General features: G+C 72.2%; 16 protein-coding genes and 2 pseudogenes. 9 read left to right on the top strand and 9 right to left on the bottom strand.

Annotation, left to right across the window (positions count from 1 at the left end):
* Positions 1–9: 9 nt before the first annotated feature.
* Positions 10–1,053 (bottom strand): carbohydrate ABC transporter permease, encoded by a 1,044-nt coding sequence (locus tag PV342_RS00200; protein WP_386993979.1) that lies wholly within the window; start codon positions 1,051–1,053, stop codon positions 10–12.
* A gap of 70 nt (positions 1,054–1,123) precedes the next feature.
* A complete protein-coding gene (locus PV342_RS00195) occupies positions 1,124–3,226 on the bottom strand; it encodes a fibronectin type III domain-containing protein (RefSeq protein WP_400797379.1) in 2,103 nt (700 codons plus the stop codon).
* A gap of 400 nt (positions 3,227–3,626) precedes the next feature.
* Here PV342_RS00195 and PV342_RS00190 point away from each other — a divergent pair, with 400 nt between their 5' ends.
* Positions 3,627–4,781, top strand: a complete 1,155-nt coding sequence (locus tag PV342_RS00190) for an ROK family protein (protein ID WP_500315514.1) — start codon at positions 3,627–3,629, stop codon at positions 4,779–4,781.
* A gap of 205 nt (positions 4,782–4,986) precedes the next feature.
* Positions 4,987–5,619 carry a hypothetical protein gene (locus tag PV342_RS00185; protein WP_500315513.1) on the top strand — a complete coding sequence of 211 codons (633 nt, stop codon included), beginning with the start codon at positions 4,987–4,989 and terminating at the stop codon, positions 5,617–5,619.
* A gap of 15 nt (positions 5,620–5,634) precedes the next feature.
* Here PV342_RS00185 and PV342_RS00180 read toward each other — a convergent pair.
* Positions 5,635–5,850 (bottom strand): annotated as a pseudogene (locus PV342_RS00180) (EamA family transporter); the annotation flags it as partial.
* Here PV342_RS00180 and PV342_RS00175 point away from each other — a divergent pair.
* Positions 5,786–6,130 (top strand): LysR substrate-binding domain-containing protein, encoded by a 345-nt coding sequence (locus PV342_RS00175; RefSeq protein WP_500315512.1) that lies wholly within the window; start codon positions 5,786–5,788, stop codon positions 6,128–6,130. The pseudogene PV342_RS00180 and the gene PV342_RS00175 overlap by 65 nt on opposite strands.
* Positions 6,131–6,137: 7 nt before the next feature.
* Here PV342_RS00175 and PV342_RS00170 read toward each other — a convergent pair whose 3' ends face one another.
* Positions 6,138–6,830, bottom strand: coding sequence for a hypothetical protein (locus tag PV342_RS00170; RefSeq protein ID WP_500315511.1), 693 nt, complete (start codon positions 6,828–6,830; stop codon positions 6,138–6,140).
* A gap of 108 nt (positions 6,831–6,938) precedes the next feature.
* Between PV342_RS00170 and PV342_RS00165 the strand changes: the two are divergent.
* The 4 genes and pseudogenes from PV342_RS00165 to PV342_RS00150 all read left to right on the top strand — a co-directional run bounded on the left by PV342_RS00165 (position 6,939) and on the right by PV342_RS00150 (position 10,307).
* Positions 6,939–7,863, top strand: a pseudogene (locus PV342_RS00165) (aminoglycoside phosphotransferase family protein).
* A gap of 162 nt (positions 7,864–8,025) precedes the next feature.
* Entirely contained in the window at positions 8,026–8,400 is a 375-nt protein-coding gene (locus tag PV342_RS00160) for a roadblock/LC7 domain-containing protein (protein ID WP_018563682.1), read from the top strand.
* Between the two features lie 200 nt (positions 8,401–8,600).
* Positions 8,601–8,975 carry an ArsR/SmtB family transcription factor gene (locus tag PV342_RS00155; protein WP_018563681.1) on the top strand — a complete coding sequence of 125 codons (375 nt, stop codon included), beginning with the start codon at positions 8,601–8,603 and terminating at the stop codon, positions 8,973–8,975.
* 45 nt (positions 8,976–9,020) lie between these two features.
* Complete coding sequence (locus PV342_RS00150) at positions 9,021–10,307, top strand: ATP-binding protein (protein WP_386993986.1); 1,287 nt, start codon at positions 9,021–9,023, stop codon at positions 10,305–10,307.
* A gap of 222 nt (positions 10,308–10,529) precedes the next feature.
* Here PV342_RS00150 and PV342_RS00145 read toward each other — a convergent pair whose 3' ends face one another.
* The 5 genes from PV342_RS00145 to PV342_RS00125 form a co-directional block, all read right to left on the bottom strand.
* Positions 10,530–12,356, bottom strand: a complete 1,827-nt coding sequence (locus PV342_RS00145) for an alpha-galactosidase D (RefSeq protein WP_500315510.1) — start codon at positions 12,354–12,356, stop codon at positions 10,530–10,532.
* 64 nt (positions 12,357–12,420) lie between these two features.
* A complete protein-coding gene (locus PV342_RS00140; RefSeq protein ID WP_392609896.1) occupies positions 12,421–13,344 on the bottom strand; it encodes a carbohydrate ABC transporter permease in 924 nt (307 codons plus the stop codon).
* The gene (locus PV342_RS00135; RefSeq protein WP_400797401.1) at positions 13,341–14,309 is read right to left on the bottom strand and encodes a carbohydrate ABC transporter permease; all 969 of its coding nucleotides are present in this window, start codon (positions 14,307–14,309) and stop codon (positions 13,341–13,343) included. Before PV342_RS00135 ends, PV342_RS00140 begins: the two co-directional genes overlap by 4 nt.
* A 20-nt stretch (positions 14,310–14,329) precedes the next feature.
* On the bottom strand, positions 14,330–15,643 hold the full coding sequence (locus tag PV342_RS00130; RefSeq protein WP_400797404.1) for an ABC transporter substrate-binding protein: 1,314 nt from the start codon (positions 15,641–15,643) through the stop codon (positions 14,330–14,332).
* An 8-nt stretch (positions 15,644–15,651) separates the two neighbouring features.
* On the bottom strand, positions 15,652–16,827 hold the full coding sequence (locus PV342_RS00125) for an ROK family transcriptional regulator (RefSeq protein ID WP_500315509.1): 1,176 nt from the start codon (positions 16,825–16,827) through the stop codon (positions 15,652–15,654).
* Between the two features lie 179 nt (positions 16,828–17,006).
* On the opposite strand from PV342_RS00125, the gene PV342_RS00120 reads away from it, so the two are divergent.
* Together PV342_RS00120 and PV342_RS00115 are read left to right on the top strand one after the other, a co-directional pair.
* Positions 17,007–19,145, top strand: a complete 2,139-nt coding sequence (locus PV342_RS00120; RefSeq protein WP_500315508.1) for an alpha-galactosidase — start codon at positions 17,007–17,009, stop codon at positions 19,143–19,145.
* A gap of 197 nt (positions 19,146–19,342) precedes the next feature.
* A complete protein-coding gene (locus PV342_RS00115) occupies positions 19,343–23,284 on the top strand; it encodes a S8 family serine peptidase (protein ID WP_500315507.1) in 3,942 nt (1,313 codons plus the stop codon).
* Positions 23,285–23,349: the final 65 nt, after the last annotated feature.

The following is a 23,349-nucleotide window of genomic DNA, read 5'->3' as shown; positions in this document are numbered from 1 at the left end:
GGGCCTCCTTCAGTTCAGGTCGGATTCGTCGGCCCGCGCGAGCCGGAGCTGGGTGAAGGTGACCGTGATGAGCAGGGCGAACAGGGCCAGCGACATCGTCGCCGCGTAGCCGAAGTCGAACTGGCGGAAGGCCTTGTCGTAGATGTACATCTGCAGCACGTTCGAGGCGTTGGCGGGGCCGCCCCTGGTGGTGACGGCGACGATGTCGAAGACCTGGAAGGCGTTGATCACCGTCAGGACGACCACCATCACGAGGATCGGCCGCAGCAGCGGCACGGTGAGGCGGCGGAACATCTGGAACTCGCTCGCGCCGTCCACCCGGCCGGCCTCGTAGATCGTGGACGGGATGGTCTGCAGCCCGGCGAAGATCAGCAGGGAGTAGTAGCCCATCCACTTCCAGACGCTGATCGCGGCGAGCGAGGGGATCGCCCAGGGGCCGCTGCCGAGGAAGAGCACCGGGTGGCCGATCAGGTGGTCGAGCACGATGTTGACGACCCCGAGGTGCGGGTCGAGCATCCACTGCCACACCAGCGCGGCGATCACGTTGGAGATCAGGAACGGCAGCAGCATCACGCCGCGCAGCAGCGAGGAGTCGGTGACGCGGTGCAGCACCACCGCGGTCACCAGGGAGATCAGCGTGCCGAAGACGACGGAGAGGGCCACGAACCAGAGGGTGACGAGGAGGGAGTGCCAGAAGACCCCGTCACCGGCCATCTCGCGGAAGTTGGCCAGTCCCACCCAGCGCGGCGGGGTGAGGACGTGGAACTCGGTGAAGCCCAGGTAGATGCCGCGCAGGGTCGGGTAGGCGTAGAAGATCGCGAACCCGACCACGGCGGGCAGGATCAGCAGCAGCGCGACCGGCAGGTCCCGCCGCCGGGCCGCCGCGGACCGGGTCGCGGTCACGCGCCGCGTCCGGCGGCCGCCGGTGTTGCCGCGGACCTTGAGGGGTCCGCGGGTCCTCGGGGCGGAAGAGGCCGTGGTGGCCCCCGTACCGGCCGCGCCGGACGGTGGTGCCGCCGGCGCCGTGTGGTTGCCCTGCGATGTGACCACCACGGCACTCTCCTTCTCGTGTGCGTCGGGTCGGACGGGTGGGACGGCGGCCCGCTGCCGGGCCGGCCGTCGGTCAGACGGTGATCCGGTCGACGTCGGACACGTAGTCGGACGGGTTGCCGAAGGCGATCGTGTTGGTCCCGGCCTTGAGGTGGACGGGCACCGTGACCGACCGCGGGCGGCCCCAGTCGTTGTCGTTGCCGCCGTGCAGCGGCAGCTGGAAGGCGGTGCCGTTGACGGTGACCACGGCCGTGCGGCCCGAGGAACCGTCGGTGAAGTCCACCGTCATCAGGTAGGTGCCGTCCTTCGGCGCCGTCACGTCCTTGATCGTCACGGAGGCGTCGACGCCCAGGTTGCCGACCTTCTTGCCGCCGGAGCAGCGGGAGCATTCGCCGATGCTCGCGTTGCCGGTGCGGGGGTTCCCGGACGCCTCGGCCTCGTAGGCTGTGGGCCCGTCGGCGGCGGGGGTGGTCAGGGAGACGGCGTTGCCCGGTGCGGACGTACGGCCCCTGGCGTCGTGGGCGACGACGGTGAACGTGTAGCCGGTCGCGGCGTGCAGGCCGGTGACGGTGGCGGAGGTGCCGTCCACCGTGGCGACCTTGGCTCCGTCGGCGTACACCTCGTAACCGGTGGTCGCGGTGCCGGTGTTCACCGCGTCCCAGGCGAGCGAGACGCTGCCGGGCGTGGAGGCGGTGGCACGCACACCGAGGGGGACCCCGGGCTTCCCGGTCGTCTTCGCCGGGGTCACGCGCAGCAGCCGGGAGCCGTGCGGCGGCAGGTTGTCGGTGAAGCCGTCGGCGACCGTGCCGAGGTTCTTGCGGCTCCACAGGTCGCGGACGGCGGGCTTGCCGCTGATGCCCAGTTCGCTCCAGTCGGCGGTCACGTCGGAGTAGCCCTTGCCGAGGTTGAACAGGGCCACCGTGTACGTTCCGTCGGCGTTGCGGGCGTACCAGACCTGCTGCGGGGTGTCCTGGCTGAGCGGCCTGGCGGGGTTGCCGGCCTGGTCGACGGCGATGACCTCGTCGTTGGTGAGCAGAGACAGGCCGTACGCGTCGAGCTTGGTGAGGTCGTCGCCGATGTAGAGCGGGGCGCTCTCGATGGCCCACAGCGTCATGTAGCTCTGCCGCTCGACCTCGTTGAGGCCGTCGAGCGGGCCCGCGCCGACGTCGAGGGAGTCGAGGTTGTTCCAGTGCCCGGGCCCGGCGTCGTCGATCCAGGGGACGACGTCGTTCCACCGCTGCTTGACCGAGTTGTTCCAGGTCACCAGGGTGTCGCAGTAGCACTCGACGTCGGTGTCCACGCGCCAGCCGTTGGAGTTCTCCTTCCAGACGTCCGCCTTGTCGTGGCTGAGTGACCAGGACAGGACGAACTGGATGGGCCGGCCGGTCCTCTCCAGCGCGGCGTGCCAGGTCTTGATGTCGGGGACGTTGTCGTGTGCCGCGTCACCCTGGTTGGAGCCGGGGCCGACTCCGTCGATCTTCAGGAAGTCCACTCCCCAGCCCGCCAGTTGGTCGGCCACGGACTGGATGTACTTCTCGGTGCACGGGCTGGAGAAGTTCAGTTGGTAGGAGACGTTGTCCCAGCCGCTGGTCTTGCGCAGGTCCGGGTAGACGATGTCCTTGGTCGTGCACCCCGGCGCGCCGTGGATCGGCGTCCTGCCGTCGTTGTACGTGTCGATGTACAGGCCGACCGCCAGGTAGAGCCCGAACTTCAGGCCCTTGGCGTGCAGTCGGTCGCCGAGCCACTTCATGCCGTGCGGGAACTTGACGGGGTCGGCGACGGGCCGGCCGTACTCGTCGGACAGGCTCTTGTTCGTCTCGCTGCCGACGTTCCAGCCGGCGTCGATGTTGACGTACTCGTAGCCGTGCCGCTTCAGCTTGGACGCGAGGATGTCGGCCTGCTGCAGCACGTGCGGCTCGGTGAGCCAGGAGCCGCCGTAGCCGGGGAAGTTGGTGGACTCCAGGCTCCAGCTGCTCCAGCCCATGTAGGGCTTGGCGCCGACCACGGGGGCGGCCTCGGAGACGGCGGCCCCGGCCCGCGACGCGGTCGAGGCGGGTGCGGAGGACGCGGGTGCGGCGGGCGACGCCGCGGCGGGTACGGCGAGGGCCGTGGCGAGCGCGGTCGCGACGAGCGCGGGCACGGCGGCCCTGCGCGTGCCGCCGCGGCTGCGTGTCATTGGCCATCTGAGACGTGCGAGTACAGCTGAACGGGCCATGGGGGCACTCCATCCCGGCGCGACGGCGTCCGCTTCGAGGGGGCAGGGGGTACGGGAGGCAAGGGGGTCCCCCGGTGGCGGTCGTCCCGGAACACCACCGAGGGCGGGCGTGCCGCGACCGGGGGAGGCTCCGGTCACGCTCCTCGGCGGGGGGACTTCGTCCGCTCCGGGCGAGGAGTGCGGCGAATGTAGCCAGGCTTTCCTTCCAGCGTCAACATATTCGGCGGCAAAAATCGGATGTCTACTGCGCGGGACTGCGGCCTGCAGGCGCAAAACACGCCTCTGAACCCCTCACCCCGCGCGAAAGATGGGATGAGTGAGCCCCTTCCTTGCTTTCCGTTGGAAAGGTATGGTCGCGGGCATGAGCCTCGCCGACCAGCCCCCCGCCGCCGTCCTGGTCTTCCAGACGCTGCTCGTGCACGGCTCCCTCACCCGGGCCGAGATCGGGCGGCGTACGGGGCTGTCGGCGGGCGCGGTGACCAAGGCCGCCACTCCCCTGCTGGCCGACGGCTGGATCACCGAACTCGGCAGACCGGCCGGCGAGCGGTCCAGCGGCCGCCCCGCGACGCCGATGGCCGTACGTGCCGACCGCGCGCGGTTCGTCGGCGTGAAGGTGACCGGCGACGAACTCATCGGCGTGCTCACCGATCTGACCGCCCGGCCGCTGGCCTCCCTGCGCGCCGCGCTGGACTCCCGCGACGTCGGGACCGTGGTGCTGGCGATCGCCCGGCTCGTCGGGCGACTGCGCACCGCCGCGGGGGCGGAGCAGGACGGCGGCGTCCACAGCGTCGGCGTGACGATCTCCGGGGACGTGGACGGGCAGACCGGCACCGTGCAGTACTCGCCGTTCCTCGACTGGCGCCGGGTGCCGCTCGCGCAACTGGTGGAGTCGGCGTCCGGGATACCGACCGTGATCGAGAACGACGTGCGCGCGCTGACCGTCGCCGAGCAGTGGTTCGGCGCCGGGGTGGGGCTGTCCTCGTTCGCCCTGGTCACGGTCGGCGCGGGCATCGGCTGCGGGCTGTCCATCGGCGGCCGGGTGGTGTCCGGGGCCCACGGGGTGTCCGGCGAGGTGGGGCACCTTCCGGTGGGCGGCACCGAGCGCACCTGCACCTGCGGCAACACCGGGTGCGTGGAGACCGTCGCCTCCACGCACGCCATCACCGAGCAGGCCCGGCAGGCCACCGGCGACCCCGCGCTCACGATGGAGGAGGCGGTGCGGCTGGCCCACGCCGACAACGCCGCCGTCCGCGCGGTCTTCTCCCGCGCCGGGCATGTGATGGGCCTGGCGATGGCCTCGGTGGCCAACCTCATCGGCCCGGAGCGCATCATCATCTCCGGCGAGGGCGCGGCCTCCTACGACCTGTTCGCCGACCAGATCCGGCAGACCTTCGCCGACCACGCCTTCGGCGCCGCCGCCGACTGCGACCTCGTCGTGCGTCCGCTGCCCTTCGAGGAGTGGGCGCGCGGCGGCGCGGCCGTCGCCGCGCAGCGGGTCTTCGCCCCCGCGAAGTGACGTCCCCGGTGTGAACCCCCTCCCCCGGAGGGCCGGCCGCCGCCGGGAACCGCGTCACGAGCACCGGGTACCGAATGGCCCTCCCCGAACCCGGGGTACTGGGGGCAACCCACTCCGGACAGCAGCCCGCCGCTTCGTTTCCCCGCGCACACGACCCGCGAAAAACGGGAGGTGGCCGCGCCGTGCCCCGGTGCAGACTCGGGCGGTGATCGTCGTGCAGCCCGTGCTGGAGATCGAAGGAGCGGACGGCTTCGCCCTCTGGCCGGTGGCGGAGTGGAAGCCGTTCACCTTCATGCCGCTCCACGCCGCCCTGTCGGCGGCCGGGGTCGGCACGGCCGTGATGACCGTCGCCGCGTACAACCGGTGGCAGGCGGACGACGAGGCCGCGCCCACCCGGTCCGTGGATCCCGTCGGGCACTTCGTGCGGGCGCTGCTCGACGCGGAGGACGTCCAGGCGCCGGGCGGACTGCGGGTCACCGACACCGCCCGCGGGGCGGCGTTGCTGCCCGGCTGCTGCAGCGGCCTGGAGGAATGGCGGGAGGCATGGTTCGACCTCCTCGACGGCAGCGGCCACGCGTGGCTCGGCCACGGCCCCTCACCGCTCGCCGAACGGCACGGCGACGTCGTCCGGTTGACCGTCGACGCCGGGCGGGCCGACAGCCCGGCGTTCGAGGTCGCCGTCGACGTGCTGCGCCGCGGGGTCGCCGGCGCCGAGCGGGACCTGGCAGGGTTCCTCGGTGCCGCCGCCCACTGGGCCGCCGTGCGGCTGCCCGAACACGCCCCCGAGCTCGTCGGCGTGCTCGCCCGGGCCGTCGACATGCCTCCGCCGACGCGGTAGCCGAAGGCCGCGGGCCCGCGTGAGCCCGACCCCGGCGAGGACGACGAGCATCCCGGCCACCACCCGTCCGCCCACCGGTTCGTCGAGGACGAGCGCGCCGAGCCCCACGGACACGACGGGAAGGAGGTAGCCGACGGTGGCCGCGTCGGTCGGTCCCTCGTCGGCGATGACGCGCACCGTCGGGTGGAAGGTGACGCCCGGGCACAGGACGCCGAGGACGAGGACCGCCACCGAGGATCGGAGCGTCATCGCGATACCGCCGGTGCCGGTGACGAACAGCGCCACCGCCCAGGGCCACGTGGCCGCCGGCCTCGGGGTGAGCCTGCTGCCGCGGTCCGCCCTGGCGCGCCACCATCCCGGGGTCGTCGTACGCAAGGTGCGCGGCCCGGAGCCCGTACGGGCGGTCCACACGGCCGTGCGGGAGGCGTCGCTGCGGCAGCCCCCGGTGCGGGGGCTGCTCGACGCGCTGCGGGACGTCGCGCGGCGCACCGCGGCCCCCGCACGTTCGTGACCGATCGTCAGGCGCCGCCCTGCGGATAGCCGATGCCCGCGACGTCCTCGGCCAGCCCCTCGATCGTCACGTCCGCGTTCAGCGTCGCGACGACCTCCGGGGTGAGCGGGCGCAGCGCCTTGATATGGCGGACCGCGTCGAGGTCGACCGGCACCTCGTAGTAGTCCTTGGCGAACGCGCGGAACGCCTCGGGGGAACGGTCGGTCAGCAGCTCGAACAGGTACGACGCGCCGTCGGGGTCCTCGCGGTCGGCCGGCAGGTCGACCGGGCCGTGCCGCCACGCGTCGTCCCCGGCGCCGCGCCACAGGCAGACGGTCGCGACCGGCACGCCGTCCTCGTCGCAGAAGGCCGGCTCCTCGACGTACGGCCGGAACACCTCGGGTACCTCGTCGACCACGCCCGGCCAGGGCTTGGATCCCCCCGGACCGTAGGGGCTCATGGGCGACTCGTGGTCGAAGCCGCGGACGAAGGCCCCGGCGGCGGAGAACACGATCGTGTATTCGTCGCCCGAGCCGTTGCGCAGGGAGGCCATCTCCTCGCCGGTGTCCCACGCGGCGTCGAAGGAGTGGTAGCGCATCTCCCACTCGGGGCTGAGGATCGCGTCGAGCATCGCCAGGGCGCGGCAGTGGTCGCGCAGTTCGGCGATGGAGGGCAGGAGCGGGGCAACATCGTGGACGGTCACGCGCACATCCAAGCCCATGGCCCCGGCAACCCCGCGGCCGGGGCTCCGGGCACGCGGAAAATGCGTTGCCGCGCAGATCCCCTGTGCGCTCATCGTGATCCGGCACAACCACGTCGGAAGGCGGGCATGCCCCCACGCACCCCTGACGGCGACGGGGCCGGCGACGGCACGGCCCTGGTACGCCGACTGCTGCAGGCGCAGTTCCCGCACTGGGCGGACCTCCCGCTCACCCCCACCGGGTCGGCCGGCACCTCCCAACGACATGTACCGGCTGGGAACGGACATGGTCGTGCGGCTGCCCAGGACCGCGGGTGCCGCCGACGACGTCGACAAGGAGCACCGCTGGCTGCCGCGGCTCGCGCCGGGGCTCCCCGCCTCCGTCCCCACGCCCCTGGGCAGGGGGGCTCCCGTCGACGGCTACCCCTGGCCGTGGTCGGTGTACGGCTGGCCGGCGGGCGAGAACCCGGTCGTGGGCCGTCTCGCCGGACCCGCCGCGCTCGCGGGCGACTTGGCGGCGTCCGTCGCCGCCCTGCAGCGTGTCGGCCCCGCCGGCGCCCCGCCCGCGTACCGCCCGCGTACCGCCCGCGTACCGCCCGCGTACCGCGGCGAGCCCCTCGCGGCCCGCGATCGCGCGACGCGCTCCGCGATCGACGTACTGCGCACGGAGGTGGACGCGGCGGCGGCCGACGCGGTGTGGGAGGCCGCACTGGCGGCTCCGGAACCCCAGGGGCCGCCGGTGTGGGTGCACGCGGACCTGCAACCGGGCAACCTCCTGGTGGCGGACGGTCGCCTGTGCGCGGTCATCGACTTCGGCTGCACCGGCCTCGGCGACCCCGCCGTGGACACGATCGCCGCGTGGTACGTGCTGCCCGCCGCGGCCCGCGGTGCGTTCCGCGCGGCGCTGGGCACCGACGACGCGACCTGGGCGCGCGGTCGCGGCTGGGCGCTGTCGATCGCGCTGATGGAGCTGCGGCACTACCGGGGCACCCACGAGCGGATGGCCTCGATCGCCCGGTCCGTCCTCGGCGAACTCGCCGGCGGGGAAGGCTGACCGAAGGGGGCCGCGCATCCTACCGGGGGCCGCCGGGCCGCTCGCCGGCATCGGCGATTCCCCCACCGGTGGCGTCACTTTCAGTAGCTTCACCGTCACCAACCGGGGCGGCGGCGCGCGGACGCGCGGACGCCGGAGAGCGACGGCAAGGAGCGAACGCCGATGGCGAATGTGGAGACCTCCCTCAAGGAGACCATGACGTCGATCGAGGGCAGCGTGGGTGCTGCCCTGGTCGACTACACGAGCGGCATGGCGCTGGGCACGATCGGTGGCGGCAAGGACCTCGACCTGACCGTCGCGGCCGCCGGCAACACCGACGTGATCCGCGCCAAGGCCCGGACGATGAAGGAACTGGGCCTCAAGGAGGAGATCGAGGACGTCCTGATCACGATGGGCACGCAGTACCACCTGATCCGGCTGCTCAAGAGCCGTGACGGCAACGGTCTGTTCCTCTACCTGGTGCTCGACCGGCGCAACGCCAATCTGGCGATGGCCCGGCACCGCCTCAGGCGCATCGAGGCCGACCTCGAGCTGTAGCCGCCGGTCCTTCCTCGGGGCTCCGTGCGCCCGGGAATTGAAGATTCCTTCAATTCGGCACATCCTGATCCGCACAAGCACGGCGGTGCACGGGCCCCGGAGAGGGAAGGATTGGACGCAGCGTCGCGCCGGTGGCAGCGGGAGCCGCCGCCGGCGGGTGCGGGAAGGGCCGTCGGAATCCGGGCAGGAGCGATCAGACGATGCAGGTACCCCTGTACCAGGCCAAGGCCGAGTTCTTCCGCATGCTCGGGCACCCCGTGCGGATCAGGGTCCTGGAGCTGCTCCAGAACGGCCCGGTGCCGGTGCGGGACCTGCTGAACGAGATCGAGATCGAGCCGTCAAACCTGTCCCAGCAGCTGGCGGTGCTGCGCCGGTCCGGCATCGTGGTGTCGATTCGCGAGGGCTCCACCGTCAGCTACGCGCTCGCCGGCGGTGACGTCGCCGAACTCCTGCGCGCGGCCCGCCGCATCCTCACCGAACTCCTCGCCGGCCAGACCGAGCTGCTCGCGGAACTCCGCCAGGCCGACGCCCCGCCCGCGCACGCGGACGAGCACGTCAGCCACCCCGCCGGCTGAGCGTTCCGGCGCCGGCTGGGCCAGAATGGTCGAGAGGTGAGCGCCATGACGCCTTGGCGGGTTCGTGATCTGGAGGAAGGCGACCTCGACCAGGTCGTGCGGATCTGGGAGGAGTCGCGCGACACGACCGAGGATCCCGCCGTGACCCTCGCGGAGGTGGTCGGCGCGCTGCGCGCGGGAGCGCCCGCCGTGGTGGCGATGGTCGGTGACCGGGTCGTGGGGGCGGCGGTGTCCTCGACGGCCCAGGAGCGCGCCTGGGTGCTGCGGCTGGCCATCGCCCGGCAGTGGCGCCACCACGGGATGGGCTCAGCGCTGCTGGCCGCCCTCGAGGGCAGCCTCAGCCAGGCCGGGATGCGCCGGATCGGGGCGCTGCTACCCGAGGGCGAGGTCGGTGAGCAGGCGTTCCGGAACTCCGGGTACTCCTTCCGCCCCGGGCTCGGCTACTTCGAGAAGCTGCTGTCGGCCGACTCCGCGCAGGACACCCTGCTCGACCAGCTCGGTGGCGCGGTCCCCGAGGAGGGGCTGTGGGACCGCATCGCGGGCATGACCGCGGAGAAGACGCTCATCGAGCGGCGGCTGGTGCTTCCCCTGGAGAACCCGGGGGTCGCGGAGCGCTACCACCTCGTGCCGCCGCGTGCCGTGGTCCTCTTCGGTCCGCCGGGTACGGGCAAGACGACGTTCGCCAAGGCCGTGGCCTCCCGGCTGGCGTGGCCGTTCATCGAGGTGCTCCCGTACCAGCTGGCCGAGGACGCGCACGGCGTGGCGGACGGGCTGCGGCGCCTCTTCGCCCGGGTCGAGCACCTGGAGCAGGTGGTGCTCTTCTTCGACGAGGCGGAGGAGATCGCCTCCGAGCGGCAGGACCCCTCCACCCTGGCCCACCGGGTGACCAACGAGCTGCTCAAGCTCATCCCGCAGTTCCGGCGCGGCGAGCGCCGGCTGCTGATCTGCGCGACCAACGCGGTGCGGTCGCTGGACCCGGCCTTCCTGCGGCCCGGCCGCTTCGACTTCCTGATCCCGGTCGGTCCGCCGGACCCCTCGGCCCGAAGGGCCATCTGGATCCGCTACATCGGGCCGGACCGGGTGGCGGACATCGACCTGGACGCCCTGGTCGAGGCCAGCGACCGCTTCACGCCCGCGGACATCGAGTACGCGGCCCAGGCCGCCGCGCAGACCGCCTTCGAGCGGCACCTGGCGACGGACCCCCGCAGCAGTGCGGACCTGACGCACCGCACCGAGGACTATCTGCAGGCCGTCGCCCGCACCCGTGCGACCCTCACGACGGAGGACATCCGCGCCTTCGACCACGACCTGCGCTCCGCCGCCCGCGTGTGAGGCACGCGGGGCCCGGCTGAAGGGGTGAGCGAAGGGTGGCGGCCGTTCCCGCGGGGTTCGTGGCCGGAACCGGCGGACATCCGCGATGAGCGGGCGGTTGCCCCCCGAGGGGCCCTAGGGTGATCGTGGGTCGGGAGATACGCGCTCCCCCGTCCGTGTCTGCCGGCCCGACCTGCCTTCCGGCCGCCGTGGGGCCCGGCGCGTGCCGGGCCCCACGGGGTGTCAGGACAGCTTGGGCACGTCGATCCGGTCGATGTCCGGGGCGTACCCGGTGCCGCTGTCGAAGGTGATGGTGTTGGCACCCGCCTTGAGCGTGACGGGGAGGCTGACCGTCTCGACGGTGCCCCAGTCGCCCGTGGCGGGGAACCGGTGGCCCGTGGCGGCGTTGCCGTTGGCGGAGACGTGGACGGTGCGGACGTCACCGCTCACGTAGGCGACCTTGACCAGGTAGGTGCCGGGCTTCTTGACCACGACGTCGTTGAAGGTGAGCGAACCCCCGAGATAGAGGTTGCCGGCCTTGCGGCCGCCGGAGCAGGCGGAGCAGTCGGCGAGGGAGGCGTTGCCGGACAGGGTGTTGCCGGCGGCCTCCGCCTCGTAGCCGGTGGTGCGCTGGGCGGGTCCGTGCGGGGTGACGGTGAACAGGCGCGAGCCGTGCGCCGGGAGGGACTTGGTGATCTCGTCCCGATACGAGCCGAGGTCTTCGTGGCTCCACACGTCACGGACGGCGGCCCGGCCGGAGAAGCCGAGCGAGGTCCAGTCGGCGGTCACGGCGGCGGGGGTGTCACCGAGGTTGAACAGGGCGACGGTGTAGCTGCCGTCGGCGTTCTTCGCGGCCCAGACCTGCCGGTCGTCGGCGGGGGTCACGGGGCGGGCCGGCGGGGTGCTCGACTGGTTGAGGGCGATGACCTCGCGGTTGGTCAGCAGGGAGAGCCCGTAGTCGTCGAGGCGGGTGAGGTCGTCACCGGTGTACAGGGGGGACTTGGCGATGGCCCACAGCGTCATGTAGGTCTGTCGCTCGGCCTTGGTCAGGCCGTCCATCTCGCCGTTGCCCACGTCGAGGGAGTCCAGGTCGTTCCAGCCGCCGGGGCCGCCGTGCCGGCTCCAGGCCGCGGCGTCGTCGAAGCGGTCGTCGACCGAGTTCTCCCAGGACACGAGGGTGTCGCAGTAGCACTCGACGTCGGTGTCGATGCGCCAGCCGTTGGAGTACTTCTTCCAGTCGGCGACGTGGCCGATGTCCAGCGACCAGGACAGTTCGAGGTGGATGGGACGGCCGGTGGCGGCGATGGCCTTCTGCCAGGCGGCGATGTCGGCGCGGTTGTCGTAGTTGTCGCCGCTCTTGAAGGAGCCGGGACCGACGCCGTCGATCTTCAGGAAGTCGTAGCCCCAGTCGGCGATCATCCGCGCCTGGGAGTCGACGTACTTCTGCGCGCAGGGGTTCGAGAAGTCGATCTTGTAGGAGCTGTCCCAGCCGTTGGTGGTGCGCAGGTCGTCGTAGACGATGTCGGCGGTGGTGCAGTCGGTGGTGTTCCAGATCGGCACCTTGCCGTCGCCGTAGCCCTCCTTCTCCAGGCCGACGGGCAGGTAGATACCGGCCTTCAGGCCCTTGGCGTGGACGTGGTCGGCGACCGCCTTCATGCCGCGCGGGAAGCGCTCGGGGTCGGGGGTCTGCCGACCGTACGCGTCGAACTCGGGCTTCCAGGACTGGTCGCGCCACCAGCCCGCGTCCAGGTTGACGTAGTCGTAGCCGTACTTCTTCAGCTTGGCGGCCATGGCGTCGGCCTGCTTGAGGACGTTCGCCTCCGTCAGGTAGCTGTAGTCGCCGGTGGGGTTGAGTCCGGGGTACTTCGAGGACTGCATGCTCCAGCTCGACCAGCCCATGTAGGGCTTGGCGGCGGCCTGGTGCGCGGTGGCCGCGGGCGCGCTGGGCGCGGTGTCCGGGCCGGTCGCCCCGGCCGCGGGGACGGCCGCCGACACTCCGGCGGTGAGGGCCAGGACGAGCAGGGTCCTGGCGGCGGTCGAGGGCAGGGTGGAGCGCGAGGGTGACCGCATGGGTCGGGCCTCCTGGGGGTGGGGGTACGGCGGGTGCGGTGCGGGGGTGTTCCGGGCCCGGGCGTCAGCCCTTGCCCGAGCCGATGGTCAGGCCGCTGATGAACTGCCGCTGGAGCGCGAAGTACACGAGCAGGGTGGGAACGGCGGTCATCAGCGCGCCGGCGGCGATGAGGTTGGGGTTGGTGAAGTACTGGCCCTGCAGGTTGGCCAGGGCGGAGGTGATGGGGCGCTTGTCACCCGTCTCGATGAGGGCGAGCGGCCAGAAGAAGTCGTTGTAGATCCAGATGGACTCCAGGGTGGCCAGCGCGGCGAAGGCCGGCCGGCACAGCGGCAGGATGATCTGGAAGAACTGCCGCCACACCTGAGCGCCGTCCACGAGGGCCGCCTCGGAGATCTCCCCCGGGATCGTCTTCATGTAGTTGCTCAGCACGAAGGTGCAGAAGCCGCACTGGTAGGCGATGTGGATGGCGATGATGCCCCACGTCGAGTTGTACAGGAGCAGCGAGTCGCTCATCCACGCCGGCAGCGGGACCAGCAGGTAGAGCCGGTAGAGCGGGGTGATGAGCACCTGCGCGGGCAGCAGGTTGCCCGCGGTGAAGAGCATCAGCAGCGCGATGTTCCAGCGGAAGTCGAAGCGGGAGACGAAGAAGGCGACGGCCGCGGAGAACAGCAGGGTGCCCAGGACGGACGGGACGGTGATGAGGACCGAGTTCCAGAAGAAGTGCGGCATGCCCGACTGGTTCCAGGCGTCGGTGTAGTTCTGCAGGCTGATGCCGCGCGGCCACGACAGGTAGCCGTGCTTGCTGGTGTCCGCGTAGGGGCGCAGCGAGGTGTAGACGGCCCACAGCAGCGGCAGCAGCCAGAGCAGCGCGATCGTGGCGAGCATCAGGTGCCGGCCGGTCTGCCGCGGAGGCCTGGAGGCGGCGGCGCGCGGCGGCTCGTCGCGGGGGTGGGACGGGGTGACGGGCGCGGGGGCGGTCGTGGTCACCGGTCCTCCTTGCGGAAGTTCTGGACGAGGAAGGTCCCGATGGCGGCGAGGGAGACCAGGAGCAGGACGACCGCGAGGGCGGAGCCGTAACCGATGTGGCTGGACTCCCCGATGATGTTGTCGGTGATCAGCAGGGACAGCAGTTCCATGCCGGGCTTGCTGCCGACGCCGCCGCCGAGCACGTAGACGACGTCGAAGGCCCGCAGGGACTCCATGACGGTGACGACCAGGATGATGACGTTGACCGGCTTGAGGGCGGGGAAGACCACCTTCAGGAAGGTCTGGCGGCCGTTGGCGCCGTCGAGGGCGGCGGCCTCCTTCAGGGCCGGGTCGAAGCCCTTCAGCCCGGCCAGATAGAGGATCATGATGTAGCCGGTGTGCCGCCAGGCCGAGGCGACCAGGACGGCCCACAGGTTGAGGTCGGGGTCGCCCAGCCAGTCGATGTGGTGGCCCGGGGCCACCGCGCCCAGGATGCCGTCCAGCAGGCCCGTGTCGGGGTTGTAGATGATCTCCCAGATGAGGCCGACGACGGCCAGGGAGAGCACCATCGGCAGGAAGATCGCGGTCTGGTAGACCCGGGTGAAGCGGAGCTTCCGGTCGAGCTGGTAGGCGAGGAAGATCCCGAACGGGGTGGGCAGCAGCGCGGTGAAGAGCAGCCAGACGACGTTGTGCCGCACCGCCGGCCAGAACGGCGGGTAGTTGGTGAGGATCTGGTGGTAGTTGTCGAGCCCGACCCAGTGGATGTCGGACAGGTAGATGCCGTCCCAGCTGGTGAAGGACAGGCCCATCGAGGCCAGCGCCGGCAGCCAGACGAAGACCAGCAGGGCGAGCAGCGGCACGCCGATGACGACGGTCAGGAAGAGCCGGTCGCCGGGACCGAGCCGGCGGGGGCGGCGGCGGGGCGCCCCGGTGTCGGGGGTCTCGGGCCCGGGGACGGGTGCTGCGGTGGGGGACGCGGAGGGCACGGTGAACCTTCCAGGTCCGGTCAGGAGGTGAAGAAGCGCGAGCGCTGCGACTCGATGCGCTTGAGCAGGGCGGTGCCGTCGTCCGGGTGGCCGAGCCACTGGGTGAGCCCGGGCAGGACGACCGTGGAGATGAACCCGGGGTCGCTGTCGCGGTCGGCGAACTGGGTGATGTGCTTGGCGGAGGCGATGAGTTCCGCGGACTTCTTCTGCAGCGGGTTGTAGGAACCGGTGTCGGCCTGCGCGTGGACGGCCACGTTGCTGGGGTCGACGCCCATGTAGAGGCCCTCCGCCTTGGCGCTGCCGAGGAACTCCAGCAGCTTCTTGGCGCCCTTCTCGTTCTTGGGGCGGCGGCTGAGCATGAAGCCGTCCGTGGGCGCCTCGACGGCGTCCTGCCCGTTGGCCGGGTCGATCTCGGGGAAGGGGAAGAAGTCGATGTCGGCGCGGAGCGCCTCGTCGGAGACCTGCTGGCCGAGGAAGAGGCCGATGACCGCCATGCCGGACTTCTTGTCCAGCAGGGACTGGGCCGCGTCCTGCCACGAACGTCCGCCGGCGCCCTGCTGGTAGTACGGGCTGATCTCGCGCCACAGGTCGAGGGTGGTGGCGGCGCGCTTGTCGGTCCAGGAGACCTCGCCCCGCATCAGGGACATGTGGAACTCGTAGCCGTTGGCCCGCAGGTTGAGGTAGTCGAAGGCGCCCAGGATGCTCCAGGCGTCGCCGCCGCCGTAGCCGGAGGCGATCGGGGAGAGGCCGTCCTTCTTCATCCGCTTGGCCAGCGCGGTGAACTCCGACCAGGTGCGCGGGACGGTGTAGCCGCGCTCCTGGAAGAGGCTTTTGCGGTAGAAGACGCCCCAGGGGTAGTTGTACAGCGGGACGAAGTAGAACTTGCCGTCCTCGCCGCGGGAGAGCTGCTTGGTGGCCTCGCTGAAGCCGCCGCCTATCTTCTCCCACACGTCGTCGAGGGGGGTGGCGAGCCCCTTCTTGGCGAAGTACTGCATGCGGTAGCCGGCGAACCAGGTGAAGACGTCGTCCGGGGTGCCCTGCAGATAGCTGGAGATGCCCTTCTGGAAGCTGTCGTGGTCGACGGTGTTGGTCTTGACCGTCAGTCCGCTCTCCTTGGCGAAGGCCTTGGTCACGGCCGCGTAGGCGGACTTGGGCGTGGCGTCGGCCCCGTTGGACCCGAACGTCACCGTCTTGGGGTCGGCCGCCGCTCCGCCGCCGCAGGCGGTGAGGAGGGGGGCGGCGAGCGCCGCGGCGCCGAGCCCGAACAGCCCGCCGACGACGGTGCGGCGGCTGGGCTGAGGCGCGGTCAGGACGGTGCGGCTCTGCAGCGTCATCGCTACTCCTAGTACGTGTCTGATCTGATGAAGGACTGGATCGCGGTGGCCGCGGCCCCGCGCGCCCACTCCTCGAAGGGCAGCGGCCGGGTCCGCAGGTCGCACTGCCCGGCGGTGCCGAAGGCGGAGGCGGCGAACGCCTCGAGGATCTGGTCGGCGAACAGGTCGTGGGCCACCAGGCCCTCGCCCGAGATGATCACTCGCTCGGGGCCGAAGAGGTTGGCCACCGAACCGATGGCCCGGCCGATCGCCTCACCGGCCCGCGCGTACACCTCCCTGGCCCCGGGGTCGCCCCCGTGGGCCAGTCGCAGTGCCTCGGCGGCGTCGGCCACGGGGATGCCCGTCGCCTCGCGGACGGCGCGGACGATGGCGGGGTCCGCCGCGATCGCCTCCACGCAGCCGCGGTTGCCGCAGTGGCACAGCGGTCCCGCCGGATCGATGGACAGATGCCCGATCTCACCGGCCACCCCGTACGCGCCCGAGACCACCCGCCCGTGCACGACGAGACCGCAGCCGATGCCGGCGCCGACCGTCACCACGGCGAAGTCGGACAGGCCCACCCCGGCGCCGAACCACTGCTCGGCGACGGTGAGCGCCCTGACGTCGTTGTCGACGGTGACGGGCAGGCCGGTGGTCATCCCGGCCAACTCGGCCAGCGGGATGTCGCGCCACTCGAGGAACGGCGAGTAGCGCACCACGCCGCCGGCCCGGTCCACGTCGCCGGAGACCGCGATGCCCACGCCGCTGACGGGTACGCCGAAACCGTCGGCCTCCGCGAGCAGTTCGTGCACGAGGGCCGCCGCCGACTCCAGCACGGGCCGGGGGCCGGGGGCCGCCAGCGGTACGTGGCGCGAGGTCCGGATCCGGCAGCACAGGTCGGTGAGCACGCCGATGATCTCGTCCCCGGTGATCTTGAGGCCGATGAACAGCGCCCGGCCGCCGTCCACCCGTACGGGGTTGGCCGGCCGCCCCAGGGAGGGACGCGCCTCCTCGTCCACGTCCTCGACGAGGTAACCGGCCTCGATCAGCGGCCGGACCGCCTTGGTGACCGCGGCCGCGGACAGCCCGGCACGCTTGGCGACCTCGGTGCGGGTGAGCGGACCGTGGCAGAGGACGGTGGTGAAGATCTGGGAGGCGGCCGGCGTGTGGGCCGGGAACGCCTCCCCCGGCAGGATCGAGCGCATGGCCGGGAACCTAGGTGGGTTCTTTTCTGCTGTCAATAAAAGAATCAAGGTTCCTCGTAAGTTGCCTCTGTGAGGCCCTGTCAACTGGAAAAGACCGGACCAGGATGGGTGTTGACATCTGATCCAAGGTAAGGATTGGCTGCCGCCTGTCCCCTGGCACCACCCGAACGTGAGGACCCATGCCCGTGATCTCCCATGCCCCGGACACCGGGATCTGGCTGCTGAGCACCCCGCGCACGTCGTACGCGCTGCGCATCGACGCCACCGGTGCCCCCTGCCACGTCGCCTGGGGTCCGCGGCTCACCCTCGAGGAGGCGGCGGAACTCGCCGTCCCCGCGGGGCCGGACGCGAGCAGCTTCGAGGGCCGGTCCCCGGTGGGCGAGGAGCTCCCCGTCGACGGCGGGGCCCGCTTCGGGCCGCCGTCACTCCAGGTCCGCTTCGCCGACGGGACCCGGGCCTTCGAGTGGCAGCCGGTGGGACACGACGTACGCGAACCCGCGCCCGGCGCGGCCGAGTTGTCGCTGCGGTTCCGTGACCGCCTCCACCCGCTGGAGGTCACCCTGCGGTACCGCGTGCACGACGACAGCGACGTCATCGAGCGGCACACCGTCCTGCGCAACGCGGGCGACCGGAGCCTCACCGTGCTCCGGGCCGACTCCGCGGCGTGGAGTCTGCCGCCCCTGCCCGACTACCGGCTCAGCCATGTGACCGGCCAGTGGTCCGCGGAGAGCCAACTGCGCCGGGACCGGCTGCCGTACGGCGAGACCGTGCTGACCAGCCGCCGCGGCATCACCAGCCACCACGCCAACCCCTGGGTGATGCTCGACGCGGGCGACGCCACCGAGACGCACGGCCGGGTGTGGAGCGCCGCCCTGGCCTGGAGCGGCAGTTGGCGGATCACCGCGCAGCGGACCCCGGACGGCCGGGCCGGCTTCACCGGGGGCGCCGGGCACGACGGGACGAGTGTGCCGCTCGCCCCCGGCGAGGAGTTCACCACACCGGGCTTCGCCGGCGTGTGCACCGACGGTGGCTTCGGTGCCGCGAGCCGCGCCTGGCACGCCCACGCCCTGGCCCACGTCCTGCCGCACCCGCGGGAGACGGCTCCGGTGCTCTACAACTCCTGGGAGGCCACCGGCTTCGACGTCGACGAACCCGGTCAGACGGCGCTCGCCGCCCGGGCCGCCGCGCTCGGCGTGGAGCTGTACGTCGTCGACGACGGATGGTTCGGGGCGCGGCGCGACGACCGGGCGGGACTGGGTGACTGGGCACCGGCCGCCGACCGCTTCCCCTCCGGGCTCGCCCCCCTCTCCGACGAGGTGCACCGGCTCGGGATGCGCTTCGGCCTGTGGGTGGAGCCGGAGATGGTCAACCCCGACAGCGACCTGTACCGCGAGCACCCGGACTGGGTGCTGCACGTGCCGGACCGCACCCGCACCGAGCTGCGCAACCAGCTGGTCCTCAACTTCGCGCGCCAGGACGTCGCCGACTGGGCGTACGACTGGCTCACCCGGCTCGTCGCGAAGAACGGCGTGGACTTCCTCAAGTGGGACATGAACCGCGCCTTCAGCGAGGCCGGCTGGCCCGGCCGCGACGACGGCGCGGACCGGCTGTGGACGCGGTACGTGCACAACCTCTACGGGGTGATCGACCGGCTCCGCGCCGACCACCCGCGTTTGCGGATCGAGTCCTGCAGCGGCGGCGGGGGGCGGGTGGACCTCGGCATCCTGTCCCGCACCGACCAGGCGTGGCCCTCGGACAACACCGACGCCGCCGACCGCGTGGCCATCCAGCACGGCTTCGGCCAGGTCTATCCCGCGCGCACGATGGCCGCCTGGGTGACCGACGTGCCGAACCAGCTGACCCGGCGCACGGTGCCGCTGCGCTTCCGTTTCCACGTCGCGATGGCCGGGCTGCTGGGCATCGGAGGTGACCTCACCCGCTGGTCCGAGGAGGAACTGGCCGAAGGCGCCGAGCTGGTGGCCGGGTACAAGCGGGTACGGCACCTCGTCCAGCACGGCGCGCTGCACCGCCTGCGCGGACCCGGGGACGAGGGCCCCACCGTGGTGGAGTACGCCGCGCACGACGGGAGCGAGGCGCTGGTGCTCGCCTGGCAGCGCGTCCAGCGGCACGGCGGCCCGCGGGGGCCGGTGCGGCTGGGCGGTCTCACGCCGGGGGCACGCTATCGCGACACGCGCACGGGGACCGTGCACCACGCGACCGTGCTCGGCGGGTACGGGCTCTCGCTCGACCTGCCGCCCGGAGACTGGGCCAGCTCGGCGGTACACCTGGTCCGCCTCGCGGAGCGGGACGGCGCGTGACCGCGCGGCCTGGCCGCGGCGACGCCCCGCGCATGTGGGCAACTGCACAAACCCGCAGCTGCCGAAGCTTGTCCGACGTGACGTGACACCGTCAAGGTGAGCTCCGTCCGCCCGTCCCGAAGACCCGCCGGCCCTCTGCACGTTCCTCACCCGATCCCGAAGGGCGTTGCATGTCCCACCGCTTCAGACGAGCGCGCTTGACGGCGCTCGCCGCCCTGTTGTCCACGATCGCCGTGCCTTCCGTCGCCCACGCCGCGGACCCGGACGCCCCCGCGTCCCGGTCCGCGGCGCAGGCGGCCCCCTCGGCGCACTCCCTCACCCTCTCCGACGGTTCGGTGCTGCGCTGGTCCGACGACGGCTCAGGCACCCTGACCCGCAGGGACGGCACCACCCGTGCGTTCCCCGTGGCGGCCGGCAAGGGCCGCAGCGCGTTCGGCGACCCGCTGACCCCCTCGGCCGAGATCCTCCGGCGCCGGGCCGACGCCGCCGCGCTGACGCCGTACAGCGTGGGCGCGTCCACCGGCCCCGGCTCCGCGGTCCGGCCCCGCACGATGAACTCCGGTGCCGCGCCGCTCCCGAAGGACGTCCTCGCGGCCGTCGACGGCATCGGCGACCGGGCCGCGGCACGCACCGCGGCTCCCGCCACCGCCGCCAAGGACCTGCCCTCGAACGAGGGCCTGACGACGTCCTTCCAGTCGTACCTCAACGCGGGCGGCGTCAACGCGGTCGGTGCCTTCCACGACACCGCCACGTATCTGCGGGCGCTGCCCGGTAAGGGGCAGATCGTCACCAATGTGTCGCTGGGCGACCTCACCGACCAGGGCATGGCCGACGCGGGCGACGAGTACGTGCGCCTCAACGGCCCGACCACGGTGCTCCGCGACGGCAGGCGCTACCTGGACTTCCCCTCCCTGCCGCTGATACCGACCTACACCAGCGACAACAAAGGCCGCCTCGACCCGGCCGGCGCCATCGAGGGCCAGGACCCCAACCTCGCCGAAGTGCTCCTGGACTTCTCGATGATGGCCCCGCTGCCGCACGACCGGCAGCGCCCGGAGGCCACCGGGAGCGGCGCCACCGACCTGCTGGGCATCGCGCCCGGCGCGCAGTACCGGCTCGTGATCCCCGAGGAGCCCTCCGCCGTGGGCATCGCCGCCGCGCTGCGGGCGGCGGCCGCCCAGAAGCCCCGGCCGGACGTCATCACCGCGAGCCTCGGCTTCGGCACGGACGGCTCGATCGGCTTCCCCTCGCGGTGGCTGGAGGACGACCCGGAGATCAGGGACACCCTGCGCTCGATCGTGGACTCGGGGATCGTCGTGGTCGTCTCGTCCAACGACGGCACCCGCCTGGGGCTTCCGGTCTCCGTGGGCCCCGACGGCGGCAGCACCCCGACCGACGTGACGTCGAACGGCAGCGCGCAGACGTCCATCGACGACGTCGCACCCACCACCACCCCCACCCTGGTCCGCGACACCGGGGTGATCGCCGCCGGCGGCACCACCGTCGACGACACCCTGAGCTCGGACGACGTACGCACCGCCGTCTACCCGACGACCCGCTACAACGGGTCCGCCGGATACTCCTCCGGGTTCGGCACGCGGATCGACCTGGCGGCGCCCGGTGACAACCTGCCCTCGCTGATCCACACCCCGGAGGGACCGGGCGTGGTGCTCAACGGCGGCACCTCGGCCTCCGCCCCGATGATCGCCGCCGCGGCGGCCAACGTGCTGGCGGCCGCCGAGGCGACCGGGCAGAAGCTCAGCCCGCGTGAGGTCAGGAAGCTGCTGGTCGACACCGGCCGCCCGATCGCCCAGCCCCCGCAGGCCGACCGGGAACTGCGCATGGGCCCGCAGCTGGACGTGACCGCGGCGGTGGAGAAGGTGCTCGCCAAGCGCCACGACCTCAGCCCGGCCGCGGTGCGGCTGTCCGTCGCCGAACGCCAACTGCTGTCGGTGAGCCCGACCACCGCCTTCGTCGAGGCCACCGACCCCTCCGCCATCGACCTGGCGGGCCCCGCCGACGCCTGGGGCAACCCGTCCGGGCAGAACGCGGTCTCGCCCATCACCTTCGGTCTGGACCTCACCGGCGCCCACCGGAAGCTGACGTACCGTCTGCGCGTCGGCGACAGGGGCACGATCCCGTCCGCGGGCCCGAGCCTGCGCGTCCTGCCCCGTGAGCTGCTGGCCGCCGCCGGCCTGCCGCTGGCCTCCGGCGAACCGCGCACCCTGCAGGTGACGTTCGAGGCGCTGTCCGGGAGCAAGGTGGTCGCCTCGACCGGCCGGCGGCTCACCTTCGGCGCGGCCGACGGCACTTACGTGCAGCCCAAGGCCCCGACCGCGCCCGGCTCGGCCCCGCTGGGCAAGCCCGTCACCGTGCACTACGACCTCACCGGACTGCGGGACGCGACCTCCCCCGAGCTGGTGCTCTCCTCGGTCGGCCACTGGACGCCCTTCACCACCAGCGACAAGTGGCGTGCCCAGTGGCGCACACCACTCGCCGGCACCAAGGGCACGGTGACCATCCCCGCCTCCGCCTTCAGGCCGGGTGGCGCCGGGCTCTACGGCATCGGCGTCACGCTCTACGACGGCCAGGTCTTCGGGGACTTCCGCGCCCTGCGCATCGGGCCCGGCGCGGACCAGCGGCCGCAGGCACCGCTGCTGGGGCAGGGGAGGTCCGCCACGGCGCACGCCGTCGAACTGAGCCGCCCGGAGCCGAGGCTGACGGTCTCCTGGGACGCCTCCTCGGTGCGGCACGCCGACGGCGCGGCCATCGAGTTCCTCACCCCGGCCCCCACCCTGTACGGGGCGCTCAACACCGCCACCAACCAGAACGGCAGCGGCCGTGACGACAACGGCGTCGACCACGCCTCGACCCTCTTCCGGCCCCTGCCGTCGGTGAAGGGCCGGACCGTGCTCGACCTGAGGGCGCTCGGTCTGCCGACCGGTCTGCAGTACCCGGTCCGGATCCTCCCCACCCGGGCCGGCAAGCCCGTGGGGCAGGCCTCGCCCACGTCGTTCGTGCAGTACCTCGACGGCGACACGGTCTCCGGCACCCTGGAGAACATCGAGGTCAGCGGCGGCAAGGCGCTGCTCTCCACCGACGACTTCGCCGAGGGCGACGACGGCTGGATCCACCTGGAGAGTTCCACCACCACCGCGTACTCGCTCTCCGAGGGCACCCTCGGCACCACGGTGTCCCGCGAGACCGGCACCTCGATGATGCAGGAGGTGCTGGGCGCCGACCTCGGCACGGGACACACCCTCATCGGCCACCGGCCGTTCGACGGCGGCGTGCTCCCCGAGGTCGACCTGCGCGACACTGCGACCGGTGAGCGCGTGAAGCTCAGCACGCTCGACCCGGGCACCGGCTCGGCGTCGGTCTACTTCCAGGGCGGAGTCGTCGACCCGGCCCGTCACCGGGCGGCCGTGACGACCTTCGACGGGGTCTCGGGCGTGGCCTCGCTGTGGACCGTCGACATGGCCACCGGCGAGGTCTCGACGCCGATCCCGCTCAACGCGGACAACCCGGGGCGCACCTTCGGCAACGTCTCCGTCGACGCGTCGACCGGCACGTTCTTCGCGGCCACCACCGGCACCATGGGCCCCTGCCTGTCCGGACGCGTCCCCTACTGGGCGGTGTCGGTCGACCCCGGCACCCGCAAGGTGTCGCCGCTGACGACCATGCCGGCCTGCACCGCCGGGCTCCTGCCCGACGGCAAGGGCGACCGGGTCTACGTCGCAGCCGGGCCGGCCACGCCCAGCTACACCACGGGCGAGTTCCCCACCAGCACCTGGCGTTCGGCCGACCAGAAGTCCCTGGCCACCGCCGCCCCGGCCGACCTGGGCACCCGGGGCGTCATGTGGCCGGTGCTCGACACCCGGCACCACGTCGCCCTCGTCGCCCATCTCTACGAGGAGGCCACCACCGGCGACAACAACGCCCTGAGCGAGATCACCGTCCTCGACCCCGACACGGGCAGGGTGCTCGCCCGGCACCCCGTCGCCAACCTCGTCAACTCCACGCTCAGCACCAGCAACTTCGACTTCACCGGCCGGCGCGGGCTGTTCCTCGACACCGACACGCGCACGGTCTTCCTGGTGAACCCCTGGGCCAACGGGCTCCAGCGGTTCACCTACTGACCGCGGGCCCACGGGGCCGGGTCCGCCACGCACAGACGGCGGACCCGGCCTCCACGGCCACGTGG

The sequence above is a fragment of the Streptomyces sp. PA03-3a genome (assembly GCF_033792735.1).
Taxonomy (GTDB): domain Bacteria; phylum Actinomycetota; class Actinomycetes; order Streptomycetales; family Streptomycetaceae; genus Actinacidiphila.
Note: the sequence above shows the minus strand (reverse complement) of the source record. Positions and strands in the feature narration are given on the sequence as shown.

Bases quoted from the DNA above. Each gene is read 5' to 3' on its own strand.
- PV342_RS00190 (WP_500315514.1), top strand. From the start codon at position 3,627: ATGAGCCTCGCCGACCAGCCCCCCGCCGCCGTCCTGGTCTTCCAGACG.
- PV342_RS00120 (WP_500315508.1), top strand. From the start codon at position 17,007: ATGCCCGTGATCTCCCATGCCCCGGACACCGGGATCTGGCTGCTGAGC.
- PV342_RS00130 (WP_400797404.1), bottom strand. From the start codon at position 15,643: ATGACGCTGCAGAGCCGCACCGTCCTGACCGCGCCTCAGCCCAGCCGC.
- PV342_RS00145 (WP_500315510.1), bottom strand. From the start codon at position 12,356: ATGCGGTCACCCTCGCGCTCCACCCTGCCCTCGACCGCCGCCAGGACC.
- PV342_RS00125 (WP_500315509.1), bottom strand. From the start codon at position 16,827: ATGCGCTCGATCCTGCCGGGGGAGGCGTTCCCGGCCCACACGCCGGCC.
- PV342_RS00170 (WP_500315511.1), bottom strand. From the start codon at position 6,830: ATGGGCTTGGATGTGCGCGTGACCGTCCACGATGTTGCCCCGCTCCTG.
- PV342_RS00195 (WP_400797379.1), bottom strand. From the start codon at position 3,226: ATGACACGCAGCCGCGGCGGCACGCGCAGGGCCGCCGTGCCCGCGCTC.
- PV342_RS00155 (WP_018563681.1), top strand. From the start codon at position 8,601: ATGCAGGTACCCCTGTACCAGGCCAAGGCCGAGTTCTTCCGCATGCTC.
- PV342_RS00150 (WP_386993986.1), top strand. From the start codon at position 9,021: ATGACGCCTTGGCGGGTTCGTGATCTGGAGGAAGGCGACCTCGACCAG.
- PV342_RS00175 (WP_500315512.1), top strand. From the start codon at position 5,786: ATGACGCGCACCGTCGGGTGGAAGGTGACGCCCGGGCACAGGACGCCG.
- PV342_RS00160 (WP_018563682.1), top strand. From the start codon at position 8,026: ATGGCGAATGTGGAGACCTCCCTCAAGGAGACCATGACGTCGATCGAG.